Genomic DNA, 15,367 nt, shown 5'->3' with positions numbered 1-15,367 from the left:
TCCCAAAATTCACGTCTGCCAGACTAGAACAACCGACATCCAGATGGAATCAATTCTGCTTGCGGATAGCGGGACGAACCGCGCGAACGTGGCGGCCTGATCAGTTGGAAACCTTAATCTCTTGAGCTTGCAGCAAGTTCCCATCGGCGGAACGATCCCATCTGAATGTCCGGGCTCTATGACAGCAGTTCCTTGAAAATACCGCTCCCCGCCAAAAGCGTCTCGTGTGGTCCGTCTTCCACCAAACGACCCGAGTCGAAGACGACAACGCGATCGAACATCATCGCCATTGCCGGATTCGTCACGACCCACACAATTGCCGGCGAACGGCCGTCGCGTCTGGCTTCCTCGAGCACGTTTTGCAGCACCTTTTCTTGTACGCGCTGGTCGAGCGCCGACAGCGGCCGGTTGAAAATGAGAAAATCGGGACGCTTGAGCAGGGCCCGGGCAACATCGAGCTTCTGTCGCTGTCCACTGGTCAACCGCCTGCCGCCGGCGCCGACGTTGAAGTCCAAGCCGACATCCAGCAGTTCGGCATAAAGCCCCAGTTCATCAAGAATATCATAGACAATGGAGCGTATGCGGTCCGGCGCATCGGGATGGTTGCTGCCCAGACGCCCGAACAGGACATTGTCCATGACAGTAGCCGCAGCAATGTATTTGGCAGGATCGTAGCGTTCGACGGCGTTTTGCAGCTCGGGCGGCAGGTCTTCATAGAACTGGTTGCGTGCGGCGACGATCTTGTTCATCAATTCGTCGCTGAGCAGGCCGAAGCGATGCCGGGGCTCGATATAGGCAAAGCTCAGGGTGACGATCATGGCGCGGTCGTTCTCCGAGACCGTCTCGTAGGGACGGTTCTTGAGCCGTTGCAGCAAGGTTTCGTAGGCTGGTATCTCCTCGGCGCTCATGAAGGCGAGCTGCTGGAAGAACTGGTGATCGGGCGGCAGGTCGGCAAACAGCTCGATCGCTTGTTTGGCGATATCCATGCCCATTTCGTAGAGCATGCGATCGAGGCCGGCTTGCATCAGCACCGACGCGAAATAAGGATTGGCCGCCAGAGCCCTGTCGGCCAGCTCCGGGCCGGCGGCAGCGCCGAAGAGCAGGTTCTGGCCGATCGTTGCTTCCTTATTGTAGGCGCCCGGTTCGAAAGGAACCACCAGTCCGCTCAATCCTTCGTGTTCCAGCCGGGTTCGCAGCGCCGCACGCAATTCGACGATCCGCCCGGCAAGTTCCGTGTGACGCGTGAGGTCGGCCGAAGAACGCAAGCCTAGATCCAAAATGTCGCGCGACAGAAGAACCGCGTCGAGCACCTGGCGCACGGCTTCAAAGAGGTCGTGCGGGCCGGTAGCGCCGACGGAAGCATAGTCGATCCAGTCGCTGTGGATATCAAGGTCCGGGTTGCCTGATCGGCGCGCCTCGTGGATGTTCCAGCGGTGCTGGTCCGCCGCGGCACCGTCATAAGTCACCGACGTCAGCGGCGCATGCTTCAACCCGTAGAGCAGATTGTCGCGGAGGCTTGCCTGGAACAGGAAAACATCCGACGAGGCATAGGACATGCGCCGGCCGGTCACTGCTTCGGGGAGTTCAAGCAGGTCGTCGGCACCCGAAGCGACCCTTCCGCTTTCCGGCCAGTTCAGCCGCGCGAAGGCCTCTGCAAGCGCCTCCGCTCCACCTGTTGAGGTGCTGACCAGCGCCACCGTCTCCCCCGGCTTGACCTGGAGAGAGATACGGTCGAGGAGCATTGCACCGCCATCGTCTGCCATGGACAGACCGATCGCCGACAGGGGGTTGGTCATCGGACCGGGATCGTCGATCGTCAGTGCCCCGATTCGCGGCGCAATGAGACCCTCGACGGTGAATTGTTCGACGACCTGCTGGTATTTGACCTGGACATCCTGCCGGTCCTGATCCCAGTCGATCAGTTCCTTCATCGGTCCGGGCAGGTCCTTGTAGGCGCCGATCACGGCCACGAGCTGACCGACGTCCAGCCGCCCCCGAATGACCAGATACCCGCCGACCATGTAGAACAGAAAGGGCGTGATCTGCGCGAGAAAATTGTTGAGGAACTTCACCATGAATTTCCATTGGTAAAGATCGAAGCGGATCTTGAAGATGAGCCCGAGCCGGGCAGCTATGTCGGCGCGCTCGTAGTTTGACGTATCATGGACGTGAACCGCGCCGATGCCGTCGACGATTTCGCCGACGCGGCCCGATAGCGCGCGCGCCGTCAACTGCCGTTTGCGCCCGAGCACGATCAGCCGCCGCCGCATTCGCGGGATCAGCACGATCTGGATCAAGACGATCACGGCGGCGATCATTCCGAGCCAGAAGTTCTGGACCACGATGAACAGCATGGCCGTCACCGCCTGGCCGCCGAGCAGCACCGGCTGCAGGAAAGCATCGCCGATGAAACCGCCCAGCGGCTCCACCTCGTCCTTCACCATGGTTGCCACCTCGGCGGATTTCACGCGCTTGAAATAACGCGGCGGAAACCGCAGCACACGATCGACCAGTTCGAAGCGGATACGGCGCAGCATCCGTTCACCGAGGCGGCCCTTGTAGGTGTTGATGTAGAATTTGAACAGGCCGTTGATGATGACCAGCAGGAGGAACACAAGGCTCAGGGCAAGCAGCGTCGTCGTGCGGTCGAGCTGAAAGCCAGGAAAGAACTGGACCTCTCCGATGAACGGCAGGTTATAGTGTAGCCTCATGAATGGCTGGGTCGCGCCCGGCTGCTCGAAGCCGCGACCTTGGATCGGGCCGTTGACAATCAACTTCGGCAGGTCAAAGGACATGAAATACGGGATCATCGAAAGCAAGACGATAACCAATATCCAGAGCTGCTGCTTCTTGGTGTGCGTCCAGATATAGCGAGCCAGGCTGGGTTCCATATGCGACTGTGGACCTTCAGTTTAAAGAACAAAGTAAAAGCATCAGCTGGTGGACGGCGCATCGGCAATCATCACCGGCGACATGTTCGAAGCCTGCGAGGCGGCTTGGCGGGGCAAGATTGCGTTGTGTCGCCCGAAATCCCAACGTACAAGGCGAATATGATGGATGTCACGCAACCGCGCAATGCCGGCATGGACGGGCACGAGCAGGCCTTGGACCTCACGCGGGGAATTGCTGCCTATGTCAACCACCCTCTCGTGGCAGGGCTGGCGCGCGTCATCGCCAAACATCCGAAGGCCGACATCGCCAACGCCTTCAACCACAAGCAGGTGGCCTGCAAGATGTGGGCGCTTGACAGGCTGTTCGAAAGCTGCGGCGGGCGCTTCGGGCGCATATGGGTTCTGGGCGGATGGTACGGCATATTGCCGGCAATGCTTTTCAACGACCCCCGCTTCGATATTGCGGCAGTCGATAGCATCGACATCGATCCCGAAGTCGCGCCAGTTGCCCGGACCCTCAACCGGGAAGCCGGCGGCCGGTTCCGGGCGCTAACAGCAGATATGTACGCACTCGACTATGCGGCCGGGCCGTCCGATCTGATAGTCAATACGAGCTGCGAGCACATAGCCGATCTGCGTGCCTGGCTTGCCCTGCTTCCGCGGGGCACGAATGTACTGCTGCAATCAAATGACTATTTCAGCGAGCCGACGCACATCAACTGCGTGGCTTCACTTGCAGCTCTCGAAGCAATGGCGGCGCTGCGGGAGATACGATTCTCTGGCGAACTACCGACAAAAAATTATTCGCGCTTCATGCTAATTGGAACTGTTTGATGCATTTAGGACAACGACATGCATCAAAACAAAGACTTAAAGCGCGGCGCCTGAATCCGGTTCAGCGCGACGCGCTTTAGGCCCCGCCATCTGCTTGATCATGTCCTATTCCGAGACCGGGCCCCATTTTAGGGACCGTGTTCGATGCCGCTCGCACAGGATTTGCGCCGAGTGACGCGCCCCTTCCAGATCGAGACGATGCGCGGACGGCCTCGGTGCCACAAGCGCCTGTTCGATCGCCTGCGCCAAACCTTCAGGCGTCAGGTCCTTTTCCATCAGCACCGTTGCAAGCCCGAGTTCTTCGAGCATCAGGGCGCGAACTGTTTGTTCGGTTTCCCCGCCGGCTGCAAACGGCACGAGAAGGGAGCGACAACCCGCGCGGAGGACATCGCAGACCGTGTTGTAACCCGCCTGCGAGACCGACAGGCGGGCGCCGGTCAGCAAGCTGGCAAAATCCTCGCGGAAGCGGAAGATGGACAGGCCCGGTGTGGCATCGCGTGCGATCGCGTCAAACTCGTCTTTCGGCAGGTTGGGGCCGGTGATCAAACACCATTTCCAGCCATTGTTGGCATTCCGCGCCGCTGCGATGGTGGAACCGACAAGGCCCGTTCCGGCAGCCCCGCCGCCAACCGACACCAGAATGTCGAAGCGCTCGGTGGCCGCGGGCGATGGCGGCGCGGCAACGAGCCCTGTGTAGGTGACCTCGGCCCTGATTGCCCCAGCCAGCGGAAATGTCTTGTCGATGGTTGCGAAAGCCGGATCGCCGTGGACCATGACAAGGTCGAAATGCCTGTTGATGAGATCGACCGTTTCCTCATTTCGGCCCGGCTTGACGCGCTCCTGAAGGATATCACGGACGGACGTCACCAGTAGCGGCCTGGGCGACGTCGCGTCGATGGCCTCGATCAGCGGCAAGAGTTCGAAACGCATCTGCCGGCGTCCAAATGGAAACGCCTCGACAATGACGATATCAGGCCTGCAATCCAGGAATGCCTGCAGCAGCATTCCTGAACGCCGTTTCTTGAAATCATCGTCGATGGGTTTGCCCTGCAGGTCGACAAGTCCGGAAAATCCTTCATCACCGGAGGTGACGGGTGGCAGGGACACAGATTTTACACCCAGTCCTGGAAACCCCGCGATCGACGCTCCGCCAGTCACCACGGTTACGTCAAACCCGTCATCGACCAGCGCCGCCGCAATGCGGCTGGCGCGCGCGAGATGGCCGATACCGAGGAGGTGCTGGACATAGAAGAAAGCGCGCAGTCGCTTCATTCGGCGGCCCGCCACTCCCGCTCGAACAGTTCCTTGAGCTGTCCAATGCTAGCCATATGGTCGAAATTGCAGCGCACGCACTGCTCCGCGGCGTCGCCGAGGCGGGCGCGAAGCACGGGATCACGGATCAGGCGCTCCAGCGCCTCTGCCAGGGCAATTGGGTTTTCCGTCGGAACCAGCAGCCCGGTTTCATCCGGCGACAAAAGCTCCGGCACGCCGGAAATATCGGTCGACACGCAGGCAAGCCGCTGGCTGGCCGCCTCCACCAGGACATTCGGCAGACCGTCCCGGTCGCCATTTGCGGTGATCCTGCAGGCCAGGGCGAAGATGTCGGCGAACCGGTAGTGCTCAAGCACCTCCTCTTGCGCAAGCGCGCCCTTCCAGGAGACGCGTCCATCCAGTCCGAGCTTTTGCGCCAGCGCCTTGAGCCGTTCCAGTTCCTCGCCGCCGCCGATATGCTCGAAACGCCACGCCAAATCGCCAGGCAAGAGGGCAAGGGCCTCCAGCAAGGTATCGTAACCTTTCTTTGCAACGGCGCGCCCGACGCTCAGAATGATGACCGGTTCGTCCGGCGCCGAGCCGTCCCGCTGTTTTCGCGCCTCGCCGAAACTGCCGAAGCGATCAAGGTCGAGCCCATGGTAGCTCAGATGCACGGACGAGTTGCCATTGGCGAGTTCGTTCAGACGGTCGAAGCCGGTTTTCGTGCAAGTGACCGTCCAGCGCGCCGAGGAAAGCTTGCCGGCCAGATCCCAGTCCGCCGAAGTCCAGATGTCCTTGGCATGGGCTGAGCAGCTCCAGGGCAGACTACGAAGCAGGCTGGCATAGCGCGTCACCGAGGCCGGCGTGTGCGCGAAATGTGCATGCAGCCATCCCGCGTCTTGCGGCCATTCGGCCGCCAGCACGAGCGCTTGCCCGAAGCGGCGCACGCGATTGCGCGTAAAGTCGCGGGGGATATCGGCAGCCAGCGATCCGAGCGCGCGCCAGAACCCCGGCCGCAGCAGATAGGCAAACAGCGAGCGAACCACGCGCAGCGGCTCGTGATGCAGATATTCCGGCAGATAATGGACGGGCGCTTTGATCTCATCATGCACGGGGTGGCGTTTTGCGTCGGTCGGCCGCCTGAGCGCGACGAGTATCAGGTCGAATCCCGCGCGCTCCAGACCGAGCAGTTCCTGCGCGATGAAGGTTTCCGACAGCCGCGGATAGCCCTTCAGAACCACGACGATCTTGCGACGTTGCAACTCAGCTCATTCCCTCAATGACCGAAAGGTGAGGGCTGGCCCGCCGATCGAGCAGTTCTGCAACGATTTCGGAAATATGAGGCAGCCCTTCCAGCCTCAGATGCGGATTGCTCTGGGATGGGCGGGGCCGGTCCGGTAGCGCCACCAGTGCATCGGCAAACCGCTGGGAATCCTTGGCTTCGTCCGGCAAAAGCATCTCGATGAGGCCGAGTTCGGCTGCGCGCCGAGCTCGGATCAGTTGTTCCTGGCGGGGCTCGACGCGCGGCACGATCAGCGCCGGCTTGTCGAAAGACAGTATCTCGCAATAGGTGTTGTAACCACCCATTGCCACTACCGCCTTGGCGCCGGCAATCAGGTCTTCCATGCGGTTGTCGAACTCGATCATCTTGACGCAGGGGATCTTGGACCCCTTCTTGAGCAGCTTGTTGCGCTTGCGCGCCGGCATGTAAGGCCCAAGCACGATCAGCGCCCTATGCTGCAATTGCGGGTCCTGCTGATAGGCATCGATGACGTCGTGGATCAGTTCCGCGCCGTCACCGCCGCCCCCCGTGGTAACGAGGATATACTCGCCCTCGGGCCGGTGGCCGGGCAACTCGTTCCGCTGCAGGCTCCGTTGCAGGAAGCCGACGAACCGCATCTTTGCCCTGACAGCCGGCGGCACATCCAAGCCGGTCAACGGATCGTAGAAATCCGGCGGGCCATAGGCCCAGACCTTGTCGTAGAACAGGCCTATCTTGCGCATCACATCCCTGCGTGCCCACTCTGCTTCGAGCAGATGCGGCGCATCCATCACCTCGCGCAGGCCAAGCACGAGCGTGGTACCTCGCGTCTTGAGGTAGGACAGCGTGTCCTCGATCTCACCGCGCAGGCCGAGCGGTTCCTTGTCGACGATGAAGATTTCCGGCCGGAAGGTCTCGGCTGTGTGGCGGATGATCGACTGCCGCATCCTGAGCGTCTCATGCAGATCGATATCCTTTTCCAGCGAGGTGTATTCGCCGTTGCGCAACTTGATGACGCTGGGGATCTTCACGAAGTCGACACGGGCGCGATAGTCGAAGGCGCCGGCGATAGGCGCGCCTGAAATGATCAGCACCTGAAGTCCGCGGAAATCCTCGACCAGCGAATGCGCGATCGTCCGGCAGCGCTGCAAGTGGCCGAGCCCGAACGTGTCGTGGCTATACATGAGAATTCGAGCGTCTTGTACGTGCTGCGTCATATTGAACGTCTTTCAGAATTCTCGCGTTGAGAACCGGGGACGACCCGCTGGATTCGAAACCACCCTCGCGAGCCCACCGACCTGTTGTGAAACATGAGGGCAAAATTTTCAATTTGTATTCCTCAAGGGGCCCATATGCTGAAGCGGGAGCCGCACCCGCTCAGTTGCCCGCTTGCCACGGATCATGAAGAACCTGCACCATTCGCTGGTATTGATCATCCCCGATTTTCCATCTTTGGCTGCCGGCCCTGAGCGCTGCCGCCGTCGTTACGCGGTTGATCGCCTTGCGGTTGAACGCCCGTGAGCGCAGAGATTGCGGACCGTCACACTGCTTTGACGACCCCGCGCCTGCCGGCTTGATCGCTGATAAGTCGCGGCCGCTTTTAAGATGGAATCGCTCCAACTTCCATTGCCACGTCGGTGACGTGGCGTTCGGCTGGGTCAAACCAACGGATTCCGTCTTGCGGGCTTGGTATTTGTCTGACATAATTTACCATCTTCTAATGTTGCAGTGGGTAATTGGGGCACAGAAATGGCGAAGGAATCTTCGAGTGCCGCTTCTTCGGCAAGTAAAGCGGACGCAAATCTGATAGGTAATGCAGAGGGAAACGGGCTGAACTTCATGGCCTCCCAGGCTCGCGAGGGCGGGGCCGGCGGTGATGCTCCAGGTGTCGACAAGATACGCGATCTTTTGTTCGGCAATCAGATGCAGGACTACGACCGCCGTTTCTCCAAGCTTGAAGAGCGGTTCCTGCAACGCTTCAAGGATGTCGAGTCCGAAACCAAGCGCAATCTTGAAACCTACGAGTCGAATGCCAAGAAGCAGGTCGACTCGCTGGCGACGCAGTTGCGCAACGAAAAGGATGCGCGCGCCGAGGCCGACAAGGAGATCGACCGCAATCTTCGCGATCAAAACCAGGCGCTCGAAAAGCAGGTGCGCGCCTTGTCGGACCAATTGAGCGAGCTCGAGCGCGAATTCGCGGATCGGATGAGCAGAAGCGACCATTTGCTGCGCGAGGAAATCAAGCAGAAGAACGAAAGCGCTCAAATGCTGATGGAGAAGATCTTTTCCGATCTAAGCAACGTCAAGACTGACCGGAATCTTCTGGCCGGCCTGTTCGTCGAGGTCGCGAAATGTCTCAACCAGGATCCCGTCGGCAGCAAGGGCAATTCGGAGCGTGGCTGGAAAGTGAGTTGATCGGAACTTGACGTCGAGCGTCGAACCAATCAGCCTATCTCAAAGACAAGCTTCGAACGATACCGGTATTGATCGCGAGGCTTTGGCCCGCCTTTTGGTGGAAATTGCCCGGAACGTCGATCCGGACAACCGTGCCCTTTACGAAGGCGTTCCGGCCGCCGATCATCGGCTTGAAAGGCTCCGCCAACTGCTCGTCGGCGGCGAGATCTCGGAGCTGTCACGCGTTACGCACCTGCTCGACGAACCCGAGCAGCTTGCCGCCGCGGTGGGAAACGTTCTGCCCGAAGCAACGGCGCGCGCGTCCCATGCGCAACTCGGCGAGGCCCTTGCCCCGGCCGTCGAGAGAGCCGCGCAGCGGTCCATCCAAAAGAACCCGAACACGCTGACCGATATATTGTATCCGGTTTTTCTGCCGGCCATTCGCAAGTCGATCGGCGAAAAGATCGACCAGACCTTCCAGTCGTTGAATGAGTCTCTGAGGCATATATTCACTTGGCATGGGTTGAAGTGGAGGTTTGAAGCCTGGCGAACGGGGACAAGCTTCTCGGCAGTTGTTCTCAAGCATTCTCTTATCTATCGCGTGGAACATGTCTTTCTCATCAGTCGCGCTTCTGGGCTCCTGATTGCGCATGTAACATCCCAAGACGCAACCAGCGAAGACCCTCAACTGATTTCCTCGATGCTGAGCGCCATCCAGGATTTTGTGAAGGACTCTTTCAAAGAGAAGGAAAACAGCGGCCTCGACACCATCCGGTTTGGGGAACTTCGCCTCTGGTCGGAAGTCGGACAGTTTGCGACCCTGGTTGCGGTGATCCGGGGAAATCCTCCGGAGGAACTGCATGAAGCCATCCGCGACGTACTGCTTCGCATCCATCAAGAATCCTCGCGAGCCCTGGAGCGGTTCGACGGCGATAGTTCCCAGTTGCCCGGCGTGGAGACGCAGTTGCAGACCTGCGTCGAGCTGCAGCACATGGATACGAAAGAGGGATTTCCGTGGCTGGTGGTGACGGCGGTCCTGCTGGCATTGATCGTGGGGGGCGGCTGGTTCTTTCTGTCCTGGCAATCCGCACACCGCTGGCAGACCTACCTGTCGCGGCTGGCAGCCCAACCGGGTATCGTCGTTTCGGACCAAAAAATCCGTGGCGGCGAGTTCTATGTCGCCGGCCTGAGAGACCCGCTCGCCGCGGACCCACAGTCGCTGCTGCCGGGAACGAAGGTCGATCCCGCCCGCGTTCATTCAAACTGGCACTTCTATCAGAGCCTCGAGCCGGAATTCGTGCTGAAGCGGCTGTCGGCGTCGCTGGCGCCGCCGGATTCGGTACGACTCTCGGTCGTCGATGGTCGCATCGTCGCCGAGGGCGAGGCGACCACCACGTGGATCGACCGGGCGCGGGCCGCTGCCCAGCAGCTTTCGGCAGGCGGCCCGGTCTTCGACATTTCCGGGGTCAGCGATGTGAGCACCGAGGAGCGCTGGCAGGCCTACGTGTCGCAACTGGAGACCCAGCCTGGCATCATCGTCGCCGATCACAACGTGCGCGACGGCCAATTCTACATTACAGGTCTGAGAGACCCGCTTGCCGCCGACCCAAGGTCGCTGTTGGCGGGAACGCAGGTCGATCCCGCGCGTGTTCATGCAAGCTGGCAATTCTACCAGAGCCTTGAGCCGCAGTTCGTGCTTAAACGGCTGACGGCCTCGCTTGCTCCGCCGGATTCGGTGCGACTTTCAGTCGTCAATGATCGCATCGTTGCCGCGGGTGTAGCCACCACCGCGTGGATCAACCGGGCGCGCGCGGCCGCCCAGCAGCTTTCAGCCGGCGGCCCGGTCTTCGACATTTCCGGGGTCCGTGATGTGAGCCCCGAGGAGCGCTGGCAGGCCTATGTGTCGCGCCTGGAGGCGCAGCCCGGCATCATCGTCGCCCAACAGAATGTGCGCGATGGCCAATTCTATATTGCCGGCCTGAGAGACCCGCTTGCCGTCGACCCGCAGTCGCTGCTGTCCGGGACGCAGGTCGATCCCGCGCGCGTTCATGCCAGCTGGCAATTCTATCAGAGCCTTGAGCCGCAGTTCGTCTTGAAGCGGCTAACGGCGTCGCTGTATCCGATGGATAAAGTGCGACTTTCAATCGTCAAAGGTCGCATCGTTGCCGAGGGTGAGGCTCCCGACACCTGGATAGATCGGGCGCGCGCAGCGGCAAGACAGCTTTCAGAAGGCGGGCCGGAGTTCGACATCTCCAAGGTTCGTGATGTGAGCCCCGATGCACGCGCGGCGGAGCATTGGCAGTATTATGTGTCGCGACTTGAGGCTGAACCGGGAATCATCGTCGCTCAGCAATCGGCGAGGGGCGGAGATTTCTACATTTCCGGTCTGAGAGATCCTCTTGCCGTCGACCCAAAAGCTCTGCTGTCCGGAACACAGGTCGATCCCGCTCGCGTTCATTCACAGTGGCAATTCTATCAGAGTCTTGATCCGAAGTTCGTGGTGAAGCGGCTGACGGCGTCGCTGTCCCCGCCGAAATCGGTTCGGCTTTCGATCGTCCAGGGTCGCATCGTCGTTGTGGGCGAGGCACCTGCCGGCTGGATCAGCCGAGCGCGGGCCGCCGCCGACCAACTTTCGGCGGACGGAGTGGTTCTGGATGTCTCGCAGCTGAGCGAGCTAAACCTTGCAGAGCTTAATCAGTTGAGAGAGGCCATCCAGACGACCGATATTTTCTTCTCTTCCGGTAGAGTTGTCCCGGGACCGGAGCAGACGCCGGTGCTCGACAGACTGGCTAATCAGCTGAAGGAATTCGCAGAAAATGCCCACAAGGCAGGCGTGACGGCGCGGTTCATGTTGACAGGCCATTCGGACATAACGGGTCGCGAGACGGCCAACGCGTCGATCAGCGCCGCCCGCGCCGAGACAGTTCGCGCGCTTCTCAACAAGCGCGGCGTCGCTCCGGAACTCCTGCAGGTTCGGGGCGCCGGCACCTTCGAGCCGGCGGTGCCCGAAAATGAAAATAGCCGAACTGGGAACTCCACCAATCGCCGGGTTTCGATTACGGTGAACCTAGAGTAGCGCGGAGCCCAGGATGCTGCAAAAAAAGATCTGCATGTTGGGCGGGTTCGCCGTCGGCAAGACCAGCTTGGTGCGCAGGTTCGTCCAAAGCATCTTCTCGGAAAACTACCTGACCACGGTCGGCGTCAAGATCGACAAGAAGAGCGTCGCGTTTCCGGACAAGACAGTGGACCTGATCTTGTGGGATCTGGCCGGCGAAGACGATATCGGCTCGTTCCGCGTCAGCTATGTGCGAGGCGCGACCGGGCTCGTGCTGGTCGCCGATGGAACCCGGCCAGCCACTCTTGCGGTGGCGCTCACGCTGCGCGAACGGTGCGAGGCCGAATTCGGCGCCATGCCGTTCATATTGCTGTTCAACAAGTCCGACCTGACTGATCGGTGGGCGGTACCGGAGGGCGAGATCGACGAACTCAAGCAACGTGGATGGCAGATCTATCTGACGAGCGCGCTTTCGGGCGAACATGTCGACGATGCGTTTCGTCAGCTTGCTTCGATGGTCGCCAACTAGACCATGTCCAGTTTGCCGAAAGAAGTCAGAAGCTGGATATACGACTTCTTCTCGAATGAGCGCTTCGCAGCTTATCTGATGATCGATACCCGGCAATGCATAGAAGCCAAGGGCGGCAATCTCGACTTTTACGGGCTCTCGTCGCTTCGCCTCGGCGAGTCCGTTGCCCAGCAGCTTGAATTCATGGAAGGGCTGCTGCCTTGCCCCGAGCTTCCATTCCATATGCCCATGATGGAACTGCCCGGCGGGCATGTCGCGGACCTTCACTTCTTTGGCGATGGCGACTCGGTGTGGCTGGTCTTTCTCGACGCCACGCCCGAACGCGACCACCAGCAGCGGCTTCAGCAGAAGGCATACGAAATGACGCTTCTGCAGGAGAGGGAGCGTCAACTCAATGCGAAGCTGCAATCGACGAATGAGGCATTGAGGGAGAGCCAGGAGGGTTTGTCGCGCGAGTACCGGCGCGCCGAATCCCTGCTCCTTAACATTCTTCCGGCCTCGATCGCGGAGCGGCTGAAGGCGGACGAGCAAATTGCAGACAACCACGCGGAGGTCAGTGTGCTCTTTGCCGACATCGTCGGTTTTACGGAAAGAGCGCGGAGCGTCGGAGCCACGACGACGCTCGCTATCTTGAATTACTTCTTCAGGGCTGCGGATCTGCTCTCGGAACAGCATGGCTGCGAAAAGATCAAGACCATCGGCGATTGCGTCATGGCGGTCGCTGGCCTGCCCGTCGCGCGACCAGATCACGCGCACGCCCTTGCACATTATGCGCTCGAGCTGCGGGAGGCGGCCAGGTGCGAGCGCTTCGCAGGAGAACCGCTAAGCCTTAGAATTGGAATTCACTCAGGGCCAATCGTCGCGGGCGTCATCGGCAAAAGGCGGTTCGTCTATGACCTGTGGGGCGACACCGTCAATCTCGCCGCGCGCATTCAAAAAGCCGCAGAGCCCGATGAAATCCGTATTTCGGATGCGACTCATCAATTGCTTGGGCCGGAATTTGCTTGCGAGCCGCTCGGGGAAACGGAATTGCGTGGCACAGGTCGCGTGCGAATGTGGCGGCTCTAGGCACCTTTACGCTTGCCTCGAAGGCATCCTATTTTGGAGGGCAGCAGCCACTCGCGGGCATAGAAATGTCGGTACTGCCTTTTGTAAGAATTTACGCGCCGCTCAACGCGGTGCTGGCTGCGCCTGGGCTTCTGGCCGTGGCTGGGCTCACGATACCGGACATGTCCGGACGAAGCAGGCTGGCTCTGGCTGTGGTGCTCGCTGTCATTTGGGGCGCCTATCTCCTGCAAATGGCCGCGACGCTGCTCAAGCGCCAGGCGGTAGACGCTAGGGACAGGACGCCGGCAATCGCCATCGATGTGCTCGCGGTCTTGGTTCCACTCGCCGCATTTCTGCTCGTTGGCACGCCCGACCGGAGCCTCTACTGTGCTGTCTGGCTCCTGAAACCGCTGCGCGACTCGACTTTCTTCCCGGTGCTGGGCAGGGTGCTGGCCAACGAAGCGCGCAACCTGATCGGCGTTACCACGCTCTTCGGCGTCGTTCTGTTCGGTGTCGCTCTCGCGGGCTATGTCATCGAGCGCGATATCCAACCGGAAAAGTTCGGCAGCATCCCCCAGGCAATGTGGTGGGCGGTGGTCACGCTGTCCACCACCGGCTATGGCGACGCTATTCCGCAAAGCTTCGCTGGCCGTGTCCTTGCTGGGGCTGTCATGATGAGTGGCATCGGCATCTTCGCCCTCTGGGCAGGCATTCTTGCCACCGGCTTCTATCAAGAAGTCCGTCGCGGGGACTTTGTCCGTAATTGGCAATTGGTCGCCGCCGTGCCGTTGTTTCAGAAGCTCGGACCGGCCGTGCTGGTCGAGATCGTGCGCGCGTTAAGACCTCGCACCGTGCCGGCGGGCGCCGTGATCTGCCGCAATGGCGAGAGCGGTGACCAGATGTTCTTCGTCGTGGAGGGGCGCGTCAGCGTCGCAACACCGAATCCGGTGGAGCTTGGCCCTGGCGCCTTCTTCGGCGAGATGGCGCTGATCAGCGGCGAACCGCGTATGGCGACCGTCAGCGCCGCAACGGCGGTCTCACTGCTATCGCTGCACTCGTCGGATTTCCAGATGCTGTGCGGCAGCAGCCCGGAGATCGCGGAAATCATCCGCAAGACCGCGCTCGAGCGGCGCGGCGCGGCGCCGATGCCTTGACGGTACTACGAGGTGCAACTGCGGGACATGTCCATTCCGGCCCCGAATTTCGACCTGGGTAAGGGCGCCGGTTTTTTCGCCATGAGCGTAGACCTCGGTGCGTGTCGGGAAGAAGCTGGTCGGCTGCGTTGTCTCCCTGTTAAAGATCGCCGCCCTGGAACAGAGCTGGAGGGCTCAAATGAGTTCGCCCCTGGTGGCTATGGGTATTGCCTTGCCGATTACCCAAAAAAGGCGAGTTTCGACCGATGGCGATGTATCAAGTTTCTGGCGCAACGGATGTCTTCAGGACACCGCGACGCGGGTGGTCTTTTCAGTATAGCGAGGCGGTACTCGGCCGTGGAGGGCGTACGACAGCGACATGACCCGTCCACCCGAACAATTGAGGTAGCAATGCAGCCGGCCAGATCCTCGATCTTGGGCATTAACACTACAGTTGCGGATATCCGCGCCGTTTGTAGTGACAGATGGCTGCCGCGGCCTGATGTCGTCGTCGCCACAGCGGCCAGGCGATGATGAAGGGCTTTTGTGTCGGTGGGAAGATGAGGATCCGGGCGAGGAGATAGCGGATCTCGGGGACGCTCGGAACGAGCGCAGTCATCCGAATCAGGCGGCGATTGACCCTTTGGACTCGTTTCGTTCGGTTTGCTCCATGCGCTGCGGCGAAGATCGGCCGATAGTTTGGACAGGAACGCCAGGGCGGTCATGCATAGGCTCATGTGGCGATGCCATCCGTGCCAGGACCGAGCCTCGCAATGATCAAGTCCGAGATCATCCTTGGCGCGCTCAAAGCACTCCTCGACCGCCCAGCGCAGGCCGGCCACTGCCGCCAATTCGGCCAAGGAGGAACCGGGCGGGGCGAAGACCAGGTAGTAGGCTTTTTCTCCGGATGTCGATCGCTTGCGGCGGACGAGAAGCCAATGCTCGAAGCCGCCTTTTGACGTCCAGGGGCGG

At 60.5% G+C, this 15,367-nt stretch carries 12 protein-coding genes; 6 read left to right on the top strand and 6 right to left on the bottom strand.

All coding sequences use genetic code 11. From position 1 onward, the window contains the following. Window positions 1-176: 176 nt before the first annotated feature. Window positions 177-2,891, bottom strand: a complete 2,715-nt coding sequence (locus LB538_RS14965) for an ABC transporter transmembrane domain-containing protein (protein WP_095765768.1) — start codon at window positions 2,889-2,891, stop codon at window positions 177-179. A gap of 159 nt (window positions 2,892-3,050) precedes the next feature. On the opposite strand from LB538_RS14965, the gene LB538_RS14960 reads away from it, so the two are divergent. After that, window positions 3,051-3,725 carry a class I SAM-dependent methyltransferase gene (locus LB538_RS14960; RefSeq protein ID WP_411909021.1) on the top strand — a complete coding sequence of 225 codons (675 nt, stop codon included), beginning with the start codon at window positions 3,051-3,053 and terminating at the stop codon, window positions 3,723-3,725. Between the two features lie 105 nt (window positions 3,726-3,830). On the opposite strand, the gene LB538_RS14955 is transcribed toward LB538_RS14960, so the two are convergent. From LB538_RS14955 to LB538_RS14940, 4 genes are all read right to left on the bottom strand, one after another. Continuing rightward, window positions 3,831-4,997: a glycosyltransferase family protein gene (locus LB538_RS14955; protein WP_224523655.1), complete on the bottom strand. Its 1,167-nt coding sequence runs from the start codon at window positions 4,995-4,997 to the stop codon at window positions 3,831-3,833. Next, on the bottom strand, window positions 4,994-6,238 hold the full coding sequence (locus LB538_RS14950; RefSeq protein ID WP_224523651.1) for a glycosyltransferase: 1,245 nt from the start codon (window positions 6,236-6,238) through the stop codon (window positions 4,994-4,996). The genes LB538_RS14955 and LB538_RS14950 overlap by 4 nt, the downstream gene beginning before the upstream one ends. 1 nt (window position 6,239) lies before the next feature. Beyond that, window positions 6,240-7,454 (bottom strand): glycosyltransferase family protein, encoded by a 1,215-nt coding sequence (locus LB538_RS14945; RefSeq protein WP_095765770.1) that lies wholly within the window; start codon window positions 7,452-7,454, stop codon window positions 6,240-6,242. A 160-nt stretch (window positions 7,455-7,614) separates the two neighbouring features. Then, window positions 7,615-7,941: a hypothetical protein gene (locus LB538_RS14940; protein WP_224523648.1), complete on the bottom strand. Its 327-nt coding sequence runs from the start codon at window positions 7,939-7,941 to the stop codon at window positions 7,615-7,617. A 45-nt stretch (window positions 7,942-7,986) separates the two neighbouring features. Here LB538_RS14940 and LB538_RS14935 point away from each other — a divergent pair, with 45 nt between their 5' ends. From LB538_RS14935 to LB538_RS14915, 5 genes are all read left to right on the top strand, one after another. After that, window positions 7,987-8,652 (top strand): hypothetical protein, encoded by a 666-nt coding sequence (locus LB538_RS14935; RefSeq protein ID WP_095765772.1) that lies wholly within the window; start codon window positions 7,987-7,989, stop codon window positions 8,650-8,652. 7 nt (window positions 8,653-8,659) lie between these two features. Next, a complete protein-coding gene (locus tag LB538_RS14930) occupies window positions 8,660-11,707 on the top strand; it encodes an OmpA family protein (protein WP_224523645.1) in 3,048 nt (1,015 codons plus the stop codon). A gap of 13 nt (window positions 11,708-11,720) precedes the next feature. Beyond that, the gene (locus LB538_RS14925) at window positions 11,721-12,215 is read left to right on the top strand and encodes a Rab family GTPase (RefSeq protein ID WP_095765774.1); all 495 of its coding nucleotides are present in this window, start codon (window positions 11,721-11,723) and stop codon (window positions 12,213-12,215) included. Between the two features lie 3 nt (window positions 12,216-12,218). Continuing rightward, on the top strand, window positions 12,219-13,283 hold the full coding sequence (locus LB538_RS14920; RefSeq protein ID WP_095765775.1) for an adenylate/guanylate cyclase domain-containing protein: 1,065 nt from the start codon (window positions 12,219-12,221) through the stop codon (window positions 13,281-13,283). Between the two features lie 65 nt (window positions 13,284-13,348). Next, the gene (locus tag LB538_RS14915; RefSeq protein ID WP_224523919.1) at window positions 13,349-14,416 is read left to right on the top strand and encodes a cyclic nucleotide-gated potassium channel; all 1,068 of its coding nucleotides are present in this window, start codon (window positions 13,349-13,351) and stop codon (window positions 14,414-14,416) included. Window positions 14,417-14,634: 218 nt separating this feature from the next. Here the strand turns inward: LB538_RS14915 and LB538_RS14910 are convergent, their stop codons facing one another. After that, a complete protein-coding gene (locus tag LB538_RS14910; RefSeq protein ID WP_318011870.1) occupies window positions 14,635-15,237 on the bottom strand; it encodes a hypothetical protein in 603 nt (200 codons plus the stop codon). Between the last annotated feature and the right edge of the window lie 130 nt (window positions 15,238-15,367).

Origin of the sequence: Mesorhizobium sp. Ca11, from assembly GCF_020165275.1 — a bacterium.
GTDB lineage: Bacteria > Pseudomonadota > Alphaproteobacteria > Rhizobiales > Rhizobiaceae > Mesorhizobium.
This window is presented reverse-complemented; position numbering and strand designations above follow the sequence as displayed.